The organism is Roseobacter fucihabitans, assembly GCF_014337925.2.
Classification (GTDB): Bacteria; Pseudomonadota; Alphaproteobacteria; order Rhodobacterales; family Rhodobacteraceae; genus Roseobacter; species Roseobacter fucihabitans.
The window spans coordinates 3,978,246-3,997,585 of record NZ_CP143423.1 but is presented as its reverse complement, the minus strand read 5'-3'; the positions used below and the strand labels follow the sequence as shown (position 1 = coordinate 3,997,585).

Genomic DNA, 19,340 nt, shown 5'->3' with positions numbered 1-19,340 from the left:
ATTTCTCATGAAATCGACAATCACACATATTCTGTGCGCAACTGATCTGTCCAAGCATTCGGCGTATACAATGTGTCATGCCGCCAGCTTGGCAGCCGCAACCGGGGCCAAATTGCACATGGTGCACGCAGTTCAGCCCATGAGCGACGACGCGCGGATCACCCTGCAGATGTTCATGCAGACAACCGGCTCAAGCGAAACGGCAATGAAAGCCAGGCATGACCACGCCAAAGCCGTCATGGCGGAGCGGCAAAAGACCTTTTGGGCGCATGTGGACGAGGAAGACAGAGAGGTGCAGAAGCAGGTCGAGTCCATCGAGCTTGTGGATGGTTATCCTGCCGAAGTAATCCTGCGTCGTGCCGCGGAGCTTAAATGCGATCTGATCGTTCTTGGTGCCCATGAACACGGGTATTCTCAGACCTTCCTTGGGACCGTTGCGAAACGTGTACTGCGCCGTTCAAACATTCCAACACTTGTCGTCCCTTACCAGGGCGATGAGGCGAATTCCTAATCCTGACAAACCTCGGAGACAAAAATGTCCAACTCACTCACCGCTCAAGACCTGTCCGATACTTTCGACGCCTTCAACCGTCATGATGTCGATGGCGTCATGACCCATTTTGCGGATGACTGCGTTTTCTATACCGTTGGCGGTGACGCGGTTTACGGTGGCAAGGTCGAAGGTGCCGCCGCCATTGCCGCTGCGTTTTCCGCCGTTTGGGCCGGAATGAAAGACGCCCATTGGGATCATCACAGCCATTTTGTGCACGGCGACCGTGCCGTGTCGGAATGGACTTTCTCTGGCACGGGTGCCGATGGCATGCGTGTGGAAGCACAGGGTGCTGATCTGTTCACGCTGCGGGATGGCAAGATCATCGTCAAGCAGGCGCTGCGCAAATCACGGCCCCCCTTCAAAGCGTAATTTTCATTTCGTTGACGGAGCATCAAGATGCCGAACAGACCTAAGCACTGGCCCAAGGCCAGCTATGATCCGCGCTATGATCCCATCGTGGATGCGGGTCCCGGCCATAACCGGGATTATGCGCCGACCTATTGGATCGGTACCGCCGGGACACCGCCCGAGGATGACGGACCCGTGTCCGGTGATATGGATGTTGATGTCGTCGTGATCGGATCGGGTTACACGGGTCTGTCCACGGCAATTCACCTCGCCAAGGAACATGGGATCAAGGCGACCGTGCTGGAGGCCAACACCGTTGCCTGGGGCTGTTCTACGCGCAACGGCGGACAAGCGCAGATTTCATCGGGCCGTCTCAAACGGTCCCAGTGGATCCAGCGCTGGGGCGTGGATGTCGCCAAGAAGATGCACAATGAGGTCACCGAAGCCTTTGAATTATTCAACGATCTGATCGGCTCGGATGATGTCGAGTGCGACCCTCAGACGGGGGGCCACTTCTATCTGGCGCACCGTGCAAAGGTCATGCCCAAGCTCGAAAAAGAGAGCGCCTTGATGAACGAGGTGTTTGGCTATGGTTCGCGGATCATGGGGCGTGACGAACTGCATGAAAACCATGTGCGCGATCAAGAAGCGCATGGCGCGATGTGGGAGCCGGATGGCACCTCCGTTCATGCGGCGAAACTGGCGTTCAGCTATGTGCGTCTTGCGCGCAAACTGGGGGCTACGATCCATACCGCCAGCCCGGTCATGGGGTGGAAAACCGTCAACGGTGTGCATCATCTGACTACACCCGGCGGCACCGTGCGTGCGCGCGCCGTGGCTTTGGCGACGGCTGGGTACACACCGCCCGGATTGAACGAAAAGACAAAACATCGCTTGATGCCGATCCTGTCCAACTCGATCGTTACCCGCCCGCTGAGTGAAGAAGAAAAGGCAGAATGTGGTTTCCAGACGAAATCACCGCTGACTGATACGCGAACGCTCCGGCATTATTACCGCTTTCTGCCGGATGATCGTGTGCAAATCGGCAGCCGTAGTGCAATCACCGGCAAGGATGCCGAGAACCCCAAACACCTTGCGCTGCTCAAAAAGGGACTTTATCGCAAGTTTCCCGCGTTGACCGACATCGATCTGGATTATTCCTGGTGGGGATGGGTGGATGTCAGCCATGACATGATGCCGCGTATTTTCCAGCCCGATAAGAAGCAGACGATCTTCTATGCTCTGGGCTATGGCGGTAACGGTGTGATGTATTCCGCCCAGGCCGGCAAGCGTCTGGCGCAGCTGGTCGCGGGCAAGGGGCAGGAGCTTGATCTGCCGATCTTCACTTCCGCACTACCAAGCCATGGCATCCTGACGCCTTTCCGCCGGTTGGGCCAACGGATGATGTACCCCTATTATTACCTGCGCGACGAAATCCTCTGATATCCCCGCTGAAAGGATAAACACAATGAAAATGACCACTGAAGAGGCCTTTGTTAAGGTCCTGCAAATGCACGGCATTGATAATGCTTTCGGGATCATCGGTTCCGCGATGATGCCAATTTCCGATCTGTTCCCGGCGGCGGGGATCAAGTTCTGGGACTGTGCGCATGAAACATCCGGCGGCATGATCGCGGATGGCTACACCCGTGCATCAGGCAAGATGTGCATGGCGATTGCCCAGAACGGCCCCGGCATCACCAATTTTGTGACGCCGATCAAAACCGCCTATTGGAACCACACGCCGATGTTGCTGGTCACGCCACAAGCGGCCAACAAGACCATCGGTCAGGGCGGTTTCCAGGAAATCGAGCAGATGAAACTGTTCGAGGACATGGTCTGTTATCAGGAAGAGGTGCGTGATCCGTCCCGCATGGCCGAAGTGCTGAACCGCGTGATCGAAAAAGCATGGCGCGGTTGTGCGCCCGCACAGATCAACATACCCCGCGATTACTGGACGCAGGTGATCGACATAGAAATGCCCCAGATCATCCGCCTTGAGCGCCCACAGGGTGGCGCCCAAGCGGTCAAAGAGGCGGCGAAACTGCTCTCGGAAGCCGAATTCCCCGTGATCCTGAACGGTGCTGGTGTGATCCTGTCCGGGGGTATCGACGCCTCTGCCAAACTGGCCGAAGCGCTGGATGCGCCGGTGGCTTGCGGCTACCAGCATAATGACGCCTTCCCCGGCTCGCACCCTCTGGCGGTCGGACCTTTGGGCTACAATGGCTCCAAGGCGGCGATGGAATTGATCGCAAAGGCAGACGTCGTGCTGGCGCTTGGCAACCGTCTGAACCCGTTCAGCACGCTGCCCGGATATGGCATCAACTACTGGCCCCAAAACGCCAAGATCATTCAGGTCGACATCAACTCTGACCGCATCGGGCTGACCAAAAAGGTCGACGTGGCCATTCAGGGTGACGCCAAGGTCGTTGCCGAACAGTTGCTGGCACAGCTCGGCGATGGTGCTGGCGACAAGGGGCGTAAAGAGCGTACCGATCTGATCGCAATGACCAAATCCCGCTGGGCGCAGGAGCTGTCCTCGATGGACCATGAGGATGACGCGGATGAAGGTGTCACATGGAACGAACGTGCCCGCGACCGCCAGCCCGACCGCATGTCGCCCCGTCAGGCATGGCGCGCGATCATGTCGGCGATGCCTGCGGATGCGATTGTCTCCTCGGACATCGGTAACAACTGTGCGATTGGCAACGCCTATCCGTCCTTCGAAAAGGGCCGGAAATATCTTGCACCCGGTCTCTTTGGTCCCTGCGGATACGGTCTGCCCGCAATCCTTGGCGCGAAAATCGGCTGCCCGGATGTGCCGGTCGTCGGTTTTGCCGGTGACGGCGCGTTCGGTATCTCGATGAACGAGATGACGGCTTGCGGTCGGGGTGATTGGCCCGCGATCACGATGGTGATTTTCCGCAACTACCAATGGGGTGCGGAAAAGCGCAACACCACGCTGTGGTTCGAAGATAACTTCGTCGGCACCGAGCTGAACGAAGGCGTGAACTATGCGGAAATCGCCAAAGGTTGCGGCGTCAAAGGTGTTCAGGCCATCGGCATGGAGCAACTGACGGATGTTCTCAACATCGCGATCAAAGAGCAGATGAAGGACAATGTCACCACCTTCATCGAAGTTGTTCTGAACCAGGAACTGGGCGAACCCTTCCGCCGTGACGCGATGAAAAAGCCGGTTTCCGTTGCAGGTATCAATGCCTCTGACATGAAACAGCAACAGATCGGCTAAATATGCCTTATGAAGGGGGCGCGCGTGCCGTGGCCCCTTCACACGCCTCGTCCGTACACCTATGAGCCTCAAGAAACATCGCGCAAAAAGCTGCGCGTGACCAGGGAGTTATGTCTGATGGCCGAGCAATTGGCACCCCAACGCGACTTCTTGGGTCGCATCCAGACGTTCTTTTCAGACAATGGACCCGGATTTGCGGTCTCGGTTGTGGTCGCCGCAACCGCTCAATTCCTGTCTGAGCATTACGGTGCCCCGGCCATGCTTATGGCGCTGCTGTTGGGCATCGCGTTCCATTTCCTCGCGGAGGAAGGCCGTTGCGTGACTGGCATCGGCTTCACATCCAAAACCGTGCTGCGCATCGGGGTTGCCCTGCTCGGCGCGCGGATCAGCGTTGAATTGCTGATCGGGTTGGGCCCCCAGCTGATCGGGCTGGTGGTCGCCGGGGTGATCCTGACCATCCTCTTTGGCCTGATTGGTGCGCGATTGCTGGGGCGCGGCTGGCGGTTTGCCCTGTTGACGGGGGGTGCCGTGGCGATCTGTGGTGCTTCCGCGGCTATGGCCATCGCCGCCGTTCTGCCCAAAAACGAACATTCCGAGCGTAATCTGATCTTTACTGTGCTCAGCGTCACCATCCTGTCGACGGTTGCCATGATCGCCTATCCGATCATTACCACCGCGCTGGAACTTGACGATATCGCTGCCGGGGTCTTCCTGGGCGGTACGATCCATGATGTGGCACAGGTGGTCGGCGCGGGTTTTTCCGTCAGTAACGAAACCGGTGAAACCGCAACCCTCGTCAAGCTGATCCGCGTGACCATGCTGGCCCCGGTCGTTTTGGTTTTTGCGCTTGTGATCCGCGCCTTTGCCGAAGACGCCGATGCCGGTGATAAACGCCCGCCGCTGATGCCGTTCTTCGTGCTCATGTTTCTGGTGCTGGCGGCAATCAACTCCTTTGGCTTGATCCCTGCCTTTGCCCAGAGCTTTCTTGCGGATTTGTCAAAATGGGCGCTGCTTGTGTCGATTGCCGCCGTGGGCATGAAAACATCGCTCAGAACGATTTTTGATGTCGGCGGGCAGGCGATCATTTTGATCGTCGCGCAGACCATCTTTATCGCGGCGTTCATCCTCTATGGCATCACCCATTTTGCCAATTGATCGAAAAGGACAAGACATGCTGCGCGTTATTGATTTCAAAGATGATGTCACAATCGCCAAACGCCGCCTCGCAGATCTGCCTGACCGGGTGGTTGATGGTGATCCGCATCACGAAACGCAAATGCGGTTTACCAGCCCGGATGGCTCTCTTATGGCCGGCACCTGGACAAGCACGCCTGGTAAATGGATCGCTTTTGCGGACCGCGATGAATTCTGTGTTCTGTTGAGTGGCCATATCAAGATGGTTTCGGAGGACGGCACAGAACAGGAGTTTCGCACAGGTGATAGCTTCTTGATCCCTAACGGTTTTCGCGGTTTTTGGCATGTGTTGGAAACGACTACGAAACATTTCGTCATTCGTGATTACGGCCAAGATTGATTGAGTCGAGGCGGCTGGCACCGATCACCTGTATCAAAAATGCACCGCCGGGCAGCGGATAAGTGCCGCACGGCGCGCGGAGGCCAGATCGGCGCGTGAGAGGCAGCCGTCAACCACCACCGCCCCATTGCGCCCGTGGTTGTGTGACCACCACAAAGCATGAACCCAACCAAAAAAACCGGTGCTGGATAGAAGGGCAGCACCAAAAAACCTGTTCGGGCCAGAAATCGCGTGATACCTGTGACGTCAGGGCTGATTTCCGGAGGTCTTCCCAAAGGCCCACCAAAGCCCCCAACGTATGAGCATTCAGTCAATATGTTCCTGACCTGACCCCTTTAGGATACGCGCTGTCCATGGACATTGTTCTGATCACGACGATTATTGCATCGCTCTTCTTGGTTATTGGCGCGGCTGAACCTTTGTCTGCGCGTCTGCGTCTGCCTTATACGGTGATCCTTGCGCTTATTGGGATCCTCATCGGGTCGGGCGCGATCTTCTTTTTGCGCACGGAACTTACGGATGCGCTCAATCCGGTCGCCGAAGCCATTCTTGCCCTGCCGATCCGTTCCAATGTCTTCCTGTATGTCTTTCTGCCAACACTTCTGTTTCAGGCAACTCTGGGGATGAACCTGCGGCGCATGCTGGATGATTGGGTGCCAATTATCGTGCTTGCGGTGGTCGCTGTGGTCGTGGCGACGCTGAGTGTGGGGTATGCGCTGTCATGGGTCAGCACGCTGCCGCTTGCGGCCTGTCTGCTGGTGGGGGCCATCGTTTCCACGACGGACCCGTCGGCGGTTGTCTCGATCTTCCGGTCGATTTCGGCCCCGCGCCGTCTGTCACGGATCATTGAGGGCGAAAGCCTGCTGAACGATGCCGCCGCCATTGCGCTCTTTGGCCTGTTCATGGGCTTTGTGATGATCGGTGTGCCGGATCCGAGACTGGGTGAGGCCCTTGCGCAATTTCCCGTTCTCATCGCGGGTGGTGTGTTGACCGGATGGTTTGCAGCGCGCCTTGCGATCTGGATCATGGCCCTGTTCAGCGCGCATGAACTTGCGCTGATCTCGGTCTCCGTCGCCCTGCCGTATCTCGCCTATATCGGGGCCGAACAGATGGTCGGTGCATCAGGCGTCATCGCCGTCGTTGCGGCGGGTCTGACGCTGAACCTCGCCGGGCCCGGCCGTTTGCCGCCGCAATCCTGGATCAACCTGCGTGAAATATGGGATTTGCTGGCGCATTGGGCGGGGGCGTTGATTTTTATCCTCGCGGCCTTGCTGATCCCGCGCTTGCTGGAAGACGTCCGGATCAGCGATTTCGCCCTGATTGGTGTTGTGGTGATTGCGGCTATTGCGGCGCGTGCCATGATCCTGTTCGGGCTGTTGCCGTTGCTGACCCTGCTGCGCATTTCACCTGTGGTCGAGCGGCCCTACCGGAGCGCCATTCTGTGGGGAGGGTTGCGGGGTGCCGTCACGCTGGCCCTGGCGCTGGCCGTGACCGAAAGCACCCGCGTGCCGCTGGAGGTGAAACGGGTTGTCGGTATTCTGGCCACCGGTTTTACACTCTTTACGCTGCTTGTGCAGGGCTCAACGCTGCGCAGTGTGATCAAACGGCTCGGGCTTGACCGGCTCTCCCCGATTGATGAGGCGATGTCGCGTCAGGTGGTTGCCGTTGCCTTGCAGACCGTGCGCGAAGACGTCGCGCGCACCACCGAAGACTATGCGCTGACCCACGATGTTGTCCGTTCAGAGGCGAAGGTGTTTGGCGAAAGGCTGGACAATGCCGTGAAGACGGCTGAGGACAGCGATCATATTCTTGACCGGGACCGCATTACCTTGGGTCTGATCGCGCTTGCCGGATTTGAGCGGGATACGATCCTCCAGAAGGTGCGCGAACGCACGATCTCTGCCCGCATGGCGGAGCAGATATTGCTGGACGCGGACCGGCTGATCGAAGGCGCACGTGTTGGCGGGCGCAGTGGCTATCAACGCGCGGCGCGCCGGTCGGTCGCCTATGGTCGCAGTTTGCGGCTTGCCGTTGTCCTTCACGCCCGGTTCGGGCTCGCGTCTGTACTGGTGCGGATGACGGCGGACCGTTTCGAGCGGCTGCTGTCGCAGCGGCTGATCCTGCGCGACCTTGATGATTTCATCGACGGGCGGATCCGGCGGATCCACGGGCGGCGCGTTGCTGATCTGCTTCAGGAGTTGCTGTCGCGCCGGATTGAGATGGTGGAAACCGGGCTGGATGGTTTGCGCCTGCAATACCCCGGATATGCGGAGGAGTTGGAGCGCCGCTTTATCCGCCGCACCGCCTTGCGACTGGAAGAGCGCGAATATGCCTCCATGCGCGAAGACGGGTTGATCGGGGCCGAGGTTTTTACCACGTTGATGCAGGATCTGACCAAGCGTCGCGCCGAGGCGGAGCATAGACCCTCGCTTGATATCAGCCTCAAGCGGCTGGAGCTTGTGCGGCAGTTCCCTCTCTTTGCGGACCTTGATGACAAGGCGGTGCGCCGGCTTAACCGCGCGCTGAAGTTCCGATATGTGAGCCCGGATGATATCATCGTGCGCAAGGAGACCCTGATGAAGAGTGTTTTCTTTATCGCCTCGGGTGCCGTCGAGTTGGAGAGTACCGGCCAAACCTGGCGGCTCGGTCGGGGGGAGATGTTCGGTCAGGTCGCCATTTTGATGAAGAACGCCCGGCGCGCCGAAGTGCGGGCCATTGCGCCCACGACATTGCTCGTATTGGACATCGCCCGATTTAGGGCGTTGTTGGAGAAAAGTACCGCATTGCAGGAGGCGGTCAAAGATAGCTGCAAAAAGCGCGGGATCGACCCTGAAACGCTTCTGGGTGACGTGAAGAAAACGGCCTGAGTGACAGTTTATGCGCAAAAACCGCGCGCGGGGTTGTTTATCGGCACCGCCATGGCATCGCGCGCGGTCCGGGGGCAAAACGCTCAGGTGGTTTGCAAAAGTGGTTCACCCTTTGCGCACAAGCCGCTACAAGACCGCAAACCCATTAGAGGAGAAGAGCAGATGGTCGCCCGCAAACCGGTGGTATTGTGCATTTTGGATGGGTGGGGCATCGGGGAAAGCCCTGAGGGGAACGCGCCCGTGCTGGCTCAAACGCCAAATATGGACCGGATCATGGCGACCTGTCCACATGCCGCGCTGACCACCTTTGGCCCTGATGTGGGGCTGCCAAAAGGGCAGATGGGCAATTCCGAAGTGGGGCACACGAATATCGGTGCAGGCCGGGTTGTCGCAATGGATTTGGGGCAGATCGATTTGGCGATTGAGGAGGGTACATTCGCGCAGAACGCGCGTCTGCATGCGTTTATCGAGAGGTTGAAAGAGACCGGTGGCACGGCGCATTTGCTGGGTTTGGTGTCGGATGGCGGTGTCCATGGGCATCTGTCTCATATGATTGCTGCGGCACGGGTATTGGATGGCGCCGGGGTGCGCGTGATCATCCACGCCTTGACTGACGGGCGCGATGTCAGCCCGAAATCCGCGATTGGCTATCTTGAAACGCTGGAGGCGGCCTTGCCCGCAAACCCGCGCATTGGATCGGTGACGGGGCGTTATTTTGCGATGGATCGCGACAATCGATGGGATCGTGTTGGCAAAGCATATGGGGCCATTGTGAACGCCCAAGGCCCGCGCGCAAAAACTGCGGTATCGGCCATTGAGGCCGCCTATGCGCGCGGAGAAACCGATGAATTCATCGCGCCCACGGTTCTGGAGGGCTATGAGGGCGCGCAGGATGGTGATGGTCTGTTTTGCCTGAACTTCCGCGCGGATCGTGCGCGTGAAATCATGTCGGCCATCGGGGACCCGACGTTTGAGGCTTTTGATACGGGCGCGCGCCCAAACTGGGTCGCTTTGATGGGCATGGCGCAATATTCTGTGGCGCATTCTGAATATATGTCCGTGGTCTATCCCAAGCCCGAAATCGTGAATACCCTGGGCGATTGGGTCGCGCAGAAGGGGTTGCGCCAGTTCCGTCTGGCCGAAACCGAAAAATACCCCCATGTCACGTTCTTTCTGAATGGCGGGGAGGAGGTTTCATTCGACGGCGAGGACCGTAAAATGCCCAAATCACCCAATGTTGCGACCTATGACCTGCAACCGGAAATGTCGGCAGATGAGGTCACAGAGGCCCTGGTTGCTGCGATTAAGGCCCAATACGACCTGATTGTCGTGAATTTTGCCAATCCCGATATGGTCGGTCATACAGGGGATCTGGACGCGGCAATCACGGCCTGCGAGGCGGTGGATCATGGTCTGGGGCAGGCTTTGGCAGCACTGGAGAAGGTCGGCGGAGCCATGATCGTAACGGCGGATCACGGCAATTGCGACATGATGATTGATCCCGAATCGGGAGGGCCACATACAGCGCATACGTTGAACCCGGTGCCGGTTGTGGTCATCGGCGGGCCAGAAGGCGCAACGATGCAGGACGGGCGTTTGGCCGATCTGGCACCGACGGTGTTGTTTCTGATGGGGCTTGATGTGCCCTCTGAAATGACCGGGAAATGCCTGTTGTCGTGAAATGGGTTTTCATCATCTGGGCATCTCTTGTGCCGTCAATCACCTTGGCGCAACAGGATATTGCCAGCCAGGCCCGCGCTGCCATGGAGGTGCTGACGCAGGCGTCCAAGCAGTTGGAAGAGGCGGGTTCGGCGCGCGATCGCATACGGGCTTTGACGCGCACGATCGAGGCCTTCGAGGACGGGTTGAGCGCGTTGCGCAGCGGGTTGCGGCAGGCGTCGGTGCGCGAACAGTATCTGAGTGCAAAGCTGCAAGCGCAGGACGGCGAAATCGCGGGGCTGCTCGCCGTGCTCCAGCAAATGGGTGCGAAACCCTCGCCCGTTGCGCTTTTGCACCCTGGCGGTGCGACAGGGTCGGCGCGCGCGGGAATGTTATTGGCCGAAATGACGCCCGCGCTGAATGCGCAGGCCGCTGATCTGCGGCGGGATTTGATGGATTTGCAAAGACTGCGCGCGGTGCAGACCGATGCGGCCATGCAGCTTCAGGCGGGGCTGCGCGCTGTGCAAGACGCCCGGAGCACACTCAACCAGGCAATTGCGGATCGCACCGATCTGCCGATGCGATTTCCCCAAGATCCGGTGCGTGAGGCTATTTTGATCGCTTCTGCGGAAACGCTCGACAGCTTCGCGAAAGGGCTGGATCAGGTTGTCCTCGACAGCGCCGCGACCGCCCCGGTTTCGATTGAGGGCGACAAGGGGGACCTGCCGTTCCCGGTGCGCGGGCTTGTGCTGCATAATGCCGGAGAGGTCGATGCCGCCGGGATCAGGCGACCGGGCATCATCATGGCGACCGCACCGCATGCCATCGTCACGACGCCTGTCGCCGGGACCATCCGCTACACGGGACCGCTGCTTGATCTGGGGCAGGTGGTGATTCTCGAACCTGAATTAGGCGTGCTTTTTGTGCTTGCAGGTTTAGAAACTGTTTACGGTAGAGCCGGAGAAGTCATTGACGCAGGCGCGCCATTGGGGCTTATGGGCGACTCTTTGGCAAAAAACCGTGCCGCGTTTTCAACAGATGGTGATGACACTGGTGCCGAGCGTTCAGAAACGCTCTATATAGAGGTCAGACAGGATAACTCACCCGAGGACCCGAGCCTCTGGTTCCGAACCGATAAGGATGGATAGAGAGAAATGAAGAAATTTGCCATGGCGGCAGCGGGCGGCATCGTCGCCGGTGTCATTGCTACAACGCAGATCGCAGGCCCGTTGCTTGCGCAGGAATCGGCAAAGTCGAGCAATGTCTATGAGCAGCTTGATCTGTTTGGCGACATCTTCGAGCGCATCCGCGCGCAATACGTCGAAGAAGTCGAGGCGGGCGAATTGATTGAGGCCGCGATTGACGGGATGCTCACATCGCTTGATCCGCACTCCAGCTATCTGTCGCCCGATGATGCGGCTCAGATGCGCGTCCAGACACGCGGTGAATTCGGCGGTCTCGGCATTGAGGTTACGCAGGAAGAGGGCTTTGTCAAAGTCGTCTCGCCGATTGATGGCACACCGGCGGATGAAGCGGGTGTCGAAGCGGGCGATTTCATTACCCATGTGGATGGCGATTCCGTTCTGGGCCTCACGCTGGATGAGGCGGTTGATATGATGCGGGGTCCGGTGGGTTCTGAAATCCTCATAACGGTTGTGCGCGAAGGGGAGGCGGAACCCTTCGATGTATCCATCATCCGGGATACGATCAAACTGACTGCTGTGCGTACCCGTACCGAAGGTGACACAGTCGTGTTGCGGATCACGACCTTTAATGACCAGACCTATACCAACCTCGAATCCGGCCTCAAAGAGCAGATCGAAACGGCGGGGGGGATGGACCAGGTTAACGGTATCGTCGTAGATTTGCGCAACAACCCCGGCGGGCTTTTGACGCAGGCGATACGGGTGTCGGATGCCTTCCTGGAAAAAGGTGAAATTGTCAGCACGCGGGGGCGCAACATCCAGGACGGAGAGCGGTTCAACGCGACGGCAGGTGATCTGGCGAAGGGCAAGCCGATTGTCGTGCTGATCAATGGTGGGTCTGCCTCAGCGTCCGAAATCGTCGCGGGTGCGTTGCAAGACCACCGCCGTGCGATTGTTGTCGGGACCAAGAGCTTTGGTAAAGGGTCCGTGCAAACGGTGATGCCTCTACGTGGAGAGGGTGCCATGCGCCTGACGACTGCGCGCTATTACACGCCATCGGGCCGCTCGATTCAGTCCTTGGGCGTGTCCCCCGACATCGTTGTCGAGCAACCACGCCGCAAACCGGAGACCTCCGAAGAAGAGGAAGAAAGCAACGCGCGCCCCTTGCGGTCCGAGGCTGATTTGCGTGGCAGTTTGAACAATGACAGCCTGACCGACGATGAGATCAAACAGATCGAAGCCGACCGCGCCAAAGCCGATGCCGCAGCCGCATTGCGGGAAGAGGATTACCAACTTGCCTATGCGATTGATATCCTCAAGGGGTTGAGCGCGTTGGTCCCGGTCGAATAAGCGCACTGCCCATGGTATTCTGGCAAAGCCCCGTTGGATTTCCACCGGGGCTTTTTCTATTTAGGTGATGTTTGGCAGGCGTGGCCCCCGGCGGCATTGCGACCGCGACTAAAGGTAGGCGGTTTGATCGCCGATATGAATTGCTTCGCTCTGGGGCGCGGATCATTGAAATACTGATCAGCTCCAAGGTGTTTGCGTTTACTCAATTCTGCTGTATCGAGCAGGTGGAAGTCGATCTCTATGATCGTTGCCGCCCAGTCCGGGCATCGCTTCTGCTGCCCACGCCAGTATTTTGCCAGCAGGTTTTCCCTGTAGGAATACCCGTGGAAATCAAAGGCCAACACGCCGTTGGTCGCATAGATATGGGTTCCGCTGTAACCTTTGGCCGGAACAATCCACTCACCGTAAAAACCTTCCAGCGGCGGGTCCTCCAAGAAAACACCCGCCAGAATGTGGCAAGCGCCGAAACCGAAGAAAACCCGGTCAGATTGATACCATCGTTTTTCCGGGTCGTTCTTTACGGTCTGTTTGGGTTCAAACATGCTCTCAAAAGAGCATAGTCGGACTCCTGCATCAATGTTGTCTGTCGCCATTCCCCCTGCACGGCCACGTCAGGCCAAGCAGGGGGAACCCCGTCACAGCTCCATATATTCATGGCCTTCGTCTTTTGCGCCCGGATGGGTCACGGCACCCATATAGGTTGGGCCCACCAGCTTGGCGTATTTCCAAAGCGCGCCTGCCCCGTAGATTGTCGGGCGGGCACCTTGCCATTCGGATTTGCGTGTTGCCATGTCATCATCCGACACGGCTACGGAAATCGTACCTTCAATGGCGTTCAGCGTGATCATATCGCCGTCTTTCAGCAGTGCGATGGGACCGCCATGCGCCGCTTCGGGGCCCACATGTCCGACGCAGAAACCGCGCGTCGCACCGGAAAAACGCCCGTCCGTGATCAAGGCAACCTTCTTGCCCATGCCTTGTCCGGACAAAGCCGCCGTGGTGGCCAGCATTTCGCGCATGCCCGGCCCGCCTGCGGGACCCTCATTGCGGATCACAAAGACGTCGCCCTCTGCGTAGGTACGGTTTTGCACGGCCTCGAACGCGTCCTGTTCACATTCAAAAATGCGCGCGGGTCCGGTGAACAACAGATGTTGCGGTTCCATCCCGGCGATTTTCACGATGGCCCCTTCGGGGGCGAGGTTGCCTTTAAGACCCACGACACCGCCGGTTTTCGACAGCGGCGTTTCGATCGGATAGACAACGCGCCCGTCTGCCTCAAGGCTGACCTTGTCGAGTTCCTCGCCGATGGAATAGCCGGTAACCGTCATGCAATCCTCATGCAAAAGGCCCGCTTTGCGCAATTCCTTCATCACAACAGGCACGCCGCCGGCTTCATACATATCCTTGGCGACATAAGCGCCGCCCGGTTTCAGGTCGACGAAATAGGGCGTGTCGCGGAAAATCTCGCAGACATCCTCAAGGAAGAAATCAATGCCCGCTTCATGCGCCATGGCGGGCAGGTGCAGACCCGCGTTGGTCGAGCCGCCGGTGCAGGCCACGATCCGGGCTGCGTTTTCAAAGGCTTGCCGGGTACAGATATCGCGCGCACGGATGTTTTTCTCGATCAGGTTCATTACGGCCGCGCCTGAAGCCTCGGCGTAAGCGTCGCGGCTCTCATAGGGCGCGGGGGCCCCGGCGGAATTGGGCAGCGCCAGGCCAATCGCCTCAGACACGCAAGCCATCGTGTTGGCGGTGAATTGCCCGCCACAAGCACCGGCCGAGGGGCAGGCGACGCGCTCAAGCACTTCCAACTCCGCTTCGGTTAGGGTACCGTTCTGTTGGTGACCCACGGCTTCAAACATGTCCTGCACGGTCAGATCACGGTCGGCGTATTCCGCAGGGACCGATGCCCCCTTGGGCGCACGGCCCGGCAGGATCGAGCCGCCATAGAGAAACACCGACGGCACATTCAAACGGATCATCGCCATCATCATCCCCGGCAGGGATTTGTCACACCCCGCCAGCCCCACGAGCGCGTCATAGCAATGCCCGCGCATGGTCAGTTCCACCGTATCTGCAATCGCCTCGCGCGAGGCCAGCGATGAGCGCATGCCTTCATGGCCCATGGCGATACCGTCGGTCACGGTAATCGTGGTAAACTCGCGGGGCGTGCCGCTTTCGCGTTTCACACCCATTTTCACGGCCTGCGCCTGACGGCTGAGCGCGATGTTGCAAGGGGCCGCTTCGTTCCAGCACGTGGCCACACCGACCAGTGGCTGGTGGATTTCTTCCTCGGTCATGCCCATGGCATAATAATAGGACCGGTGCGGCGCGCGCGCGGGCCCTTCGGTCACATGGCGGCTGGGCAGTCTGGATTTATCAAAACGCTGGCTGGACATGGGGTCTTTCCTTCAAAAACTCTTGCACCCGGAATAGCTAACAGACCCTGTCGCCGCAAGGCTCTCGCGTTCATCTGCGCACAGCCAATGACCATTTGCGCGCTTGTATTGGCAAAAGGGCGGGCCTAGATTGGATGAACTTGACTGAAGGTGCGGTCGGCAACCCGCCGTGGCACGAGATCGGCCCCAACCCGAAAGCCGGAAAATGGAATCCTCTCTTTTCGCGTTCATTTGGAAGTTTTCCAAACGGGAACAGCTGTTTTTGCTGTTCTTTACGCTGTTCACCTTCCCGTTTCTCTACGCCACGCTGGAATTGCCCAAACGCATCATCAACGATGCCATCGGGGCGCAGGACAACAGCATAGATATGTTTGGGTATACGCTGACCCAGGTGCAATTCCTGATGGCGCTGTGTTTTCTGTATCTCGGTTCTGTCCTGTTGCACGGCCTTCTCAAAATGCGGCTGAATACAATGAAAGGCGTGTTGGCCGAACGGTTACTGCGCCGGTTCCGGTATCGCCTCATCACCCGTATGACCCGCTTCCCGCGCGCTTATTTCCGAAATACCAGCCAGGGCGAATTGGTCTCGATGGTCACATCCGAAGCCGAACCCATGGGCGGGCTGATGGGCGATGCGGTGGCGCAACCGGTGTTTCAAGCGGGGCAGATGTTGATCATCGTGGCCTTTTTGTTTGCGCAAAGCGTCTGGTTCGGCCTGGCCGGGATCGCGCTGATCCCGCTTCAGGCCTACATTATTCCTATGCTGCAACGCCAGATCAACCAGTTGAACAAAAAGCGTATCGTCGAGGTGCGCCAGTTCTCGTCGGAAATCGGGGAGACCGCGGCAGGCATCGGCGATCTGCGTACGAATGGCGGATTGCGATTCCGTCTGGCCGGGTTCACGGACCGGTTGGGGCGTCTGTTCGAGATCCGGTTCCAGATCTATCAGAAGAAATTCTTCATGAAGTTTCTCAACAACTTCATCACACAGCTGACGCCTTTCTTTTTCTACTCGGCGGGCGGCTATCTTGCGATCACCGGCGATATCACAGTGGGCGCGCTGGTTGCAGCGCTGGCGGCCTATAAGGATCTCAGTTCGCCCTGGAAAGAGCTGCTGACCTATTACAATCAGGTACAGGACATGTCCCTGCGTTGGGAAATCGTGACCGAACGTTTCGCGCCAAAGGACATGATTGACGAGCGCCTGATGGAAGGTGAACCAGACGAAATCCCGCATCTGGATGGCGCGATTTCCATCAAGAATGTCACCGTACGCAATTCGGATGGCAACGCCGTCATTGAGAACATCAATCTGGAAATCCCGGCGGGTGCGCGTGTGGCAATCCAGACCAGCAGCCAGGTCGAACGCACCGCCTTGGCCGAAGTTCTGACCCGTGAGGTCATGCCCACACGCGGCAGCGTCACGATGACCGGGCTCGATCTGGCGCAAATGCATCAGGCGGTGATCGCCGCGCGCATCGGTTATGCCCATTCAAGGCCCTATCTGTTTGACGGCACCTTAGGAGAAAATTTGTTGATGCCGTTGAAGTCCAGCCCGAAAACGGTGCTTTGGGATCCCAACAAAAAGGACAAGCGCACCATCGAGGCCGAGCGGTCCGGTAATAGCCATGACAGCCTCAAAGCGGATTGGATCGATCCGGGTCTTGCGGGCTTGAACACAGCCGAGGAAATCCGCGGTTGGTGGTTCCAGCTTGTCGAGGCGATGGGGCTGGATGAGTTCATGTTCCGTCGCATGTTGGTGTCACGCATTGATCCGGAAACACATGCCAGGCTGGCAAATGCGATCGTGGGCCTGCGTGAGGATGTGCATGCAAAACTGGTGGAACGCGGCCTTGATGGCTATGTGAACCGGTTCGACCCGGAGGCGTTCAACCCCTCCATTCCGCTGGGCGGCAACCTGATGTTCGCCTCCCCAAAGCGGGATATCTCGCAACGCGGCCTTGCGGCGGAGAGCAGCTTTCTGGCCTTGATCTCGGAGCTGGGACTGGCTGAGCAGGGGATCGCAATCTCGCAGACCTTGATCGAAACGCTGCATCAGACCTTTGGTATGGATGGCACGAACCACCCGCTTTTTACCGCACTAGGCATCGAAGAAGAGCTATATGAGCGGCTGGTTGATATCGCCCTGCGCCGAAAGGAAAAGGGCGATCAGGCGTTGAGCGAGGAGGAATTCTCCCTCCTGCTCACGGTGCCATTTGCCTTTACGGCTGAACAGATCGGCCCTGGCTTCCCCGAGAGCTTCAAACAGGAAATTCTCGAAATCCGGCGGGCAAAAAGCGATGAAATGCGCGAGAGAATGCGCGAGCTTTTTGTGCCGGTCGCCTTGGAAAATTATCTGCCGCGTCTCTCGCTTCTGGAAAACGCGCTGTATGGTCGCATTGCCGGTGTTGCGGGCGTGCAGGGTGAATTGATTGAGGATCTTGTGGCCGAAGTGGTGGCCGAACATGGGCTAAAACGCCAGGTTGCGGAAACCATTCTGGATATCAAGACGGGGCTTGGCGGTACCAATCTGGCGAGCGCCTTTCAGGAACGCGCCGCCTTTAGCCGGGCAGGCATCAAACGCCCGGATGTGCTCATTCTCGATACGGTTCTGGCCAGCCACGATGCGGAAAACCGCAAGCAGACAAGGGCGAAACTGCGCGATCTGCTGCCCAATACCACGATGATCTTTCTGGAGGATAAGTTCGAGAACCCAACAGCTTATGACATGTTCGTGGAAATCAAGAACGGCCGTATCGATGGCGTGGAACAGCCGGATGCGCAGGAGGGGGAAGACAGCGGCTCTGACGATCTGCGCCGCAAGATACGCGTCATTTCGCGGACCGAGCTTTTTGCCAACCTCGATTCGCGCAGCCAGCGTTTGTTGGCGTTTTCCGCGCAATGGTACAAAACCAAGAAGGGGCAGCGGATTTTCAGCCGCGATGAGCGGGCCGATGCGGCCTATCTGTGTCTGTCGGGCAGCGCGATCATGGGGTATTACGATGAGGATGGCGAATGGCATGACATCGGCACCGTCGAACCCGGCCGCCTGATTGGGGATTTGGCAATCATCCTTGACGAGCCGCGCCAGCTGGATCTGGTGACACTGGAAGACAGCAAGTTCCTGCGGATCGGCGCAGAGGAGTTCCGGTCGGTCATCGAAACCAATCCGACGGTTTTGTTGCAGCTGTTGCGCACTGTCGCCGGACACCTGACGGGTGCGGCTGAACTCTTGCGAGAGGCGCGTGTCAGCGTGCCGCAAGAGCAAAACACTACAGAAAAATCAGACAGCTAAGGAGCGCTGGAAATGTTGTCGCGTTCAGCCTACAACGCTCATGAACATCTGGTGAACCCGGCTCGGGAAACGTCACAGATCTGGCGCCTGATCATGGGGCTGATCATCGCCTCCGGCGTTTATCTGCTCTGTAATCAGACACTGTTTCGCACGCTCTATACCTGGCAGGGCAAAGACGCGCAGGCGTTTTCGCAGACCATGCTCACCGGGTCCACGCCCTTGGCGATGTTTATTCTGCTGGGCAGTTTCGGTTTCATGACGCTTGGGGTCGCGATTGCCCTGCGCGTGGTTCACAAGCGGGGGTTTCCCGAAATTATCGGCAACCTGCCCTTATGCCTGACGCAGATGCGCGACGTGTTGTTCATTCTGGTGCTGATCAACATCGTCGTATGGATCATGCCGCCCTGGGATATGGGCGCGCCACTGGTGGCGAACATGGATCTGGCACCTTGGCTGATCCTTCTGCCGATTTCCCTGCTGGCTGTGTTCATTCAGGTCAGCGCCGAGGAGGTCTTGTTTCGCGGCTACCTCCAACAACAACTGGCGGCGCGGTTCGGCGCGCCGCTGATCTGGATGGTGGTGCCGTCCCTACTGTTTGGTTTGGGTCATTATATGCCCATCGAGGCCGGCCCGAACGCCACGGCCATTGCGCTCTGGGCGGTTGTGTTCGGCCTGCTCATGGCCGATCTGACGGCGCGCGCGGGGACATTGGGTCCGGCCATCATCGTCCATTTCGTCAATAACGTGGTGGCCATCGTGGTGATCTCCCTGCCCGATGATCTCTCTGGTCTCGCGCTTTATCTCAGCCCGTTTTCGCTGGGCGATGTCGAGGCGGTGCGGGCCTGGTTGCCCGTGGACTTCGGTTTCATGATTGTCAGCTGGCTGGCGGCGCGTCTTGCGATCCGGCGCTGATTGCACTTTGCCTGTGACGCGATTAACT

14 protein-coding genes are annotated in these 19,340 nt (G+C 58.3%); 12 read left to right on the top strand and 2 right to left on the bottom strand.

What is annotated here, in order from left to right:
• Positions 1–7: 7 nt before the first annotated feature.
• The 10 genes from ROLI_RS19585 to ROLI_RS19540 all read left to right on the top strand — a co-directional run bounded on the left by ROLI_RS19585 (position 8) and on the right by ROLI_RS19540 (position 12,706).
• The gene (locus ROLI_RS19585; RefSeq protein ID WP_187429304.1) at positions 8–511 is read left to right on the top strand and encodes a universal stress protein; all 504 of its coding nucleotides are present in this window, start codon (positions 8–10) and stop codon (positions 509–511) included.
• Between the two features lie 24 nt (positions 512–535).
• Positions 536–922, top strand: coding sequence for a nuclear transport factor 2 family protein (locus tag ROLI_RS19580; protein WP_187429305.1), 387 nt, complete (start codon positions 536–538; stop codon positions 920–922).
• 27 nt (positions 923–949) lie between these two features.
• Positions 950–2,344, top strand: coding sequence for an FAD-binding oxidoreductase (locus tag ROLI_RS19575; RefSeq protein ID WP_187429306.1), 1,395 nt, complete (start codon positions 950–952; stop codon positions 2,342–2,344).
• A gap of 25 nt (positions 2,345–2,369) precedes the next feature.
• On the top strand, positions 2,370–4,151 hold the full coding sequence (gene xsc, locus ROLI_RS19570; RefSeq protein WP_187429307.1) for a sulfoacetaldehyde acetyltransferase: 1,782 nt from the start codon (positions 2,370–2,372) through the stop codon (positions 4,149–4,151).
• Positions 4,152–4,268: 117 nt separating this feature from the next.
• Positions 4,269–5,306 (top strand): YeiH family protein, encoded by a 1,038-nt coding sequence (locus ROLI_RS19565; RefSeq protein WP_187429308.1) that lies wholly within the window; start codon positions 4,269–4,271, stop codon positions 5,304–5,306.
• A 16-nt stretch (positions 5,307–5,322) separates the two neighbouring features.
• Entirely contained in the window at positions 5,323–5,685 is a 363-nt protein-coding gene (locus ROLI_RS19560; protein WP_262386440.1) for a cupin domain-containing protein, read from the top strand.
• Between the two features lie 353 nt (positions 5,686–6,038).
• A complete protein-coding gene (locus ROLI_RS19555; protein ID WP_187429309.1) occupies positions 6,039–8,552 on the top strand; it encodes a cation:proton antiporter in 2,514 nt (837 codons plus the stop codon).
• Between the two features lie 162 nt (positions 8,553–8,714).
• Positions 8,715–10,232 carry a 2,3-bisphosphoglycerate-independent phosphoglycerate mutase gene (gpmI, locus tag ROLI_RS19550; RefSeq protein ID WP_187429310.1) on the top strand — a complete coding sequence of 506 codons (1,518 nt, stop codon included), beginning with the start codon at positions 8,715–8,717 and terminating at the stop codon, positions 10,230–10,232.
• Positions 10,217–11,359, top strand: a complete 1,143-nt coding sequence (locus ROLI_RS19545) for a murein hydrolase activator EnvC (protein WP_187429311.1) — start codon at positions 10,217–10,219, stop codon at positions 11,357–11,359. The genes gpmI and ROLI_RS19545 overlap by 16 nt, the downstream gene beginning before the upstream one ends.
• 6 nt (positions 11,360–11,365) lie before the next feature.
• Positions 11,366–12,706: a S41 family peptidase gene (locus ROLI_RS19540; RefSeq protein ID WP_187429312.1), complete on the top strand. Its 1,341-nt coding sequence runs from the start codon at positions 11,366–11,368 to the stop codon at positions 12,704–12,706.
• Positions 12,707–12,762: 56 nt separating this feature from the next.
• On the opposite strand, the gene ROLI_RS19535 is transcribed toward ROLI_RS19540, so the two are convergent.
• Positions 12,763–13,299 carry a hypothetical protein gene (locus ROLI_RS19535; protein WP_222869444.1) on the bottom strand — a complete coding sequence of 179 codons (537 nt, stop codon included), beginning with the start codon at positions 13,297–13,299 and terminating at the stop codon, positions 12,763–12,765.
• 42 nt (positions 13,300–13,341) lie between these two features.
• A complete protein-coding gene (ilvD, locus tag ROLI_RS19530; RefSeq protein ID WP_187429314.1) occupies positions 13,342–15,105 on the bottom strand; it encodes a dihydroxy-acid dehydratase in 1,764 nt (587 codons plus the stop codon).
• Positions 15,106–15,310: 205 nt separating this feature from the next.
• Between ilvD and ROLI_RS19525 the strand changes: the two genes are divergently transcribed.
• A complete protein-coding gene (locus ROLI_RS19525) occupies positions 15,311–18,400 on the top strand; it encodes an ABC transporter transmembrane domain-containing protein (protein WP_187429315.1) in 3,090 nt (1,029 codons plus the stop codon).
• A 12-nt stretch (positions 18,401–18,412) separates the two neighbouring features.
• Entirely contained in the window at positions 18,413–19,312 is a 900-nt protein-coding gene (locus tag ROLI_RS19520; protein ID WP_187429316.1) for a CPBP family intramembrane glutamic endopeptidase, read from the top strand.
• Positions 19,313–19,340: the final 28 nt, after the last annotated feature.

What these genes read in the sequence shown, in the direction of transcription:
- ROLI_RS19585 (WP_187429304.1), top strand. Translation starts at nt 8, where the DNA reads ATGAAATCGACAATCACACATATTCTGTGCGCAACTGATCTGTCCAAG.
- ROLI_RS19580 (WP_187429305.1), top strand. Translation starts at nt 536, where the DNA reads ATGTCCAACTCACTCACCGCTCAAGACCTGTCCGATACTTTCGACGCC.
- ROLI_RS19575 (WP_187429306.1), top strand. Translation starts at nt 950, where the DNA reads ATGCCGAACAGACCTAAGCACTGGCCCAAGGCCAGCTATGATCCGCGC.
- xsc (WP_187429307.1), top strand. Translation starts at nt 2,370, where the DNA reads ATGAAAATGACCACTGAAGAGGCCTTTGTTAAGGTCCTGCAAATGCAC.
- ROLI_RS19565 (WP_187429308.1), top strand. Translation starts at nt 4,269, where the DNA reads ATGGCCGAGCAATTGGCACCCCAACGCGACTTCTTGGGTCGCATCCAG.
- ROLI_RS19560 (WP_262386440.1), top strand. Translation starts at nt 5,323, where the DNA reads ATGCTGCGCGTTATTGATTTCAAAGATGATGTCACAATCGCCAAACGC.
- ROLI_RS19555 (WP_187429309.1), top strand. Translation starts at nt 6,039, where the DNA reads ATGGACATTGTTCTGATCACGACGATTATTGCATCGCTCTTCTTGGTT.
- gpmI (WP_187429310.1), top strand. Translation starts at nt 8,715, where the DNA reads ATGGTCGCCCGCAAACCGGTGGTATTGTGCATTTTGGATGGGTGGGGC.
- ROLI_RS19545 (WP_187429311.1), top strand. Translation starts at nt 10,217, where the DNA reads ATGCCTGTTGTCGTGAAATGGGTTTTCATCATCTGGGCATCTCTTGTG.
- ROLI_RS19540 (WP_187429312.1), top strand. Translation starts at nt 11,366, where the DNA reads ATGAAGAAATTTGCCATGGCGGCAGCGGGCGGCATCGTCGCCGGTGTC.
- ROLI_RS19535 (WP_222869444.1), bottom strand. Translation starts at nt 13,299, where the DNA reads ATGGCGACAGACAACATTGATGCAGGAGTCCGACTATGCTCTTTTGAG.
- ilvD (WP_187429314.1), bottom strand. Translation starts at nt 15,105, where the DNA reads ATGTCCAGCCAGCGTTTTGATAAATCCAGACTGCCCAGCCGCCATGTG.
- ROLI_RS19525 (WP_187429315.1), top strand. Translation starts at nt 15,311, where the DNA reads ATGGAATCCTCTCTTTTCGCGTTCATTTGGAAGTTTTCCAAACGGGAA.
- ROLI_RS19520 (WP_187429316.1), top strand. Translation starts at nt 18,413, where the DNA reads ATGTTGTCGCGTTCAGCCTACAACGCTCATGAACATCTGGTGAACCCG.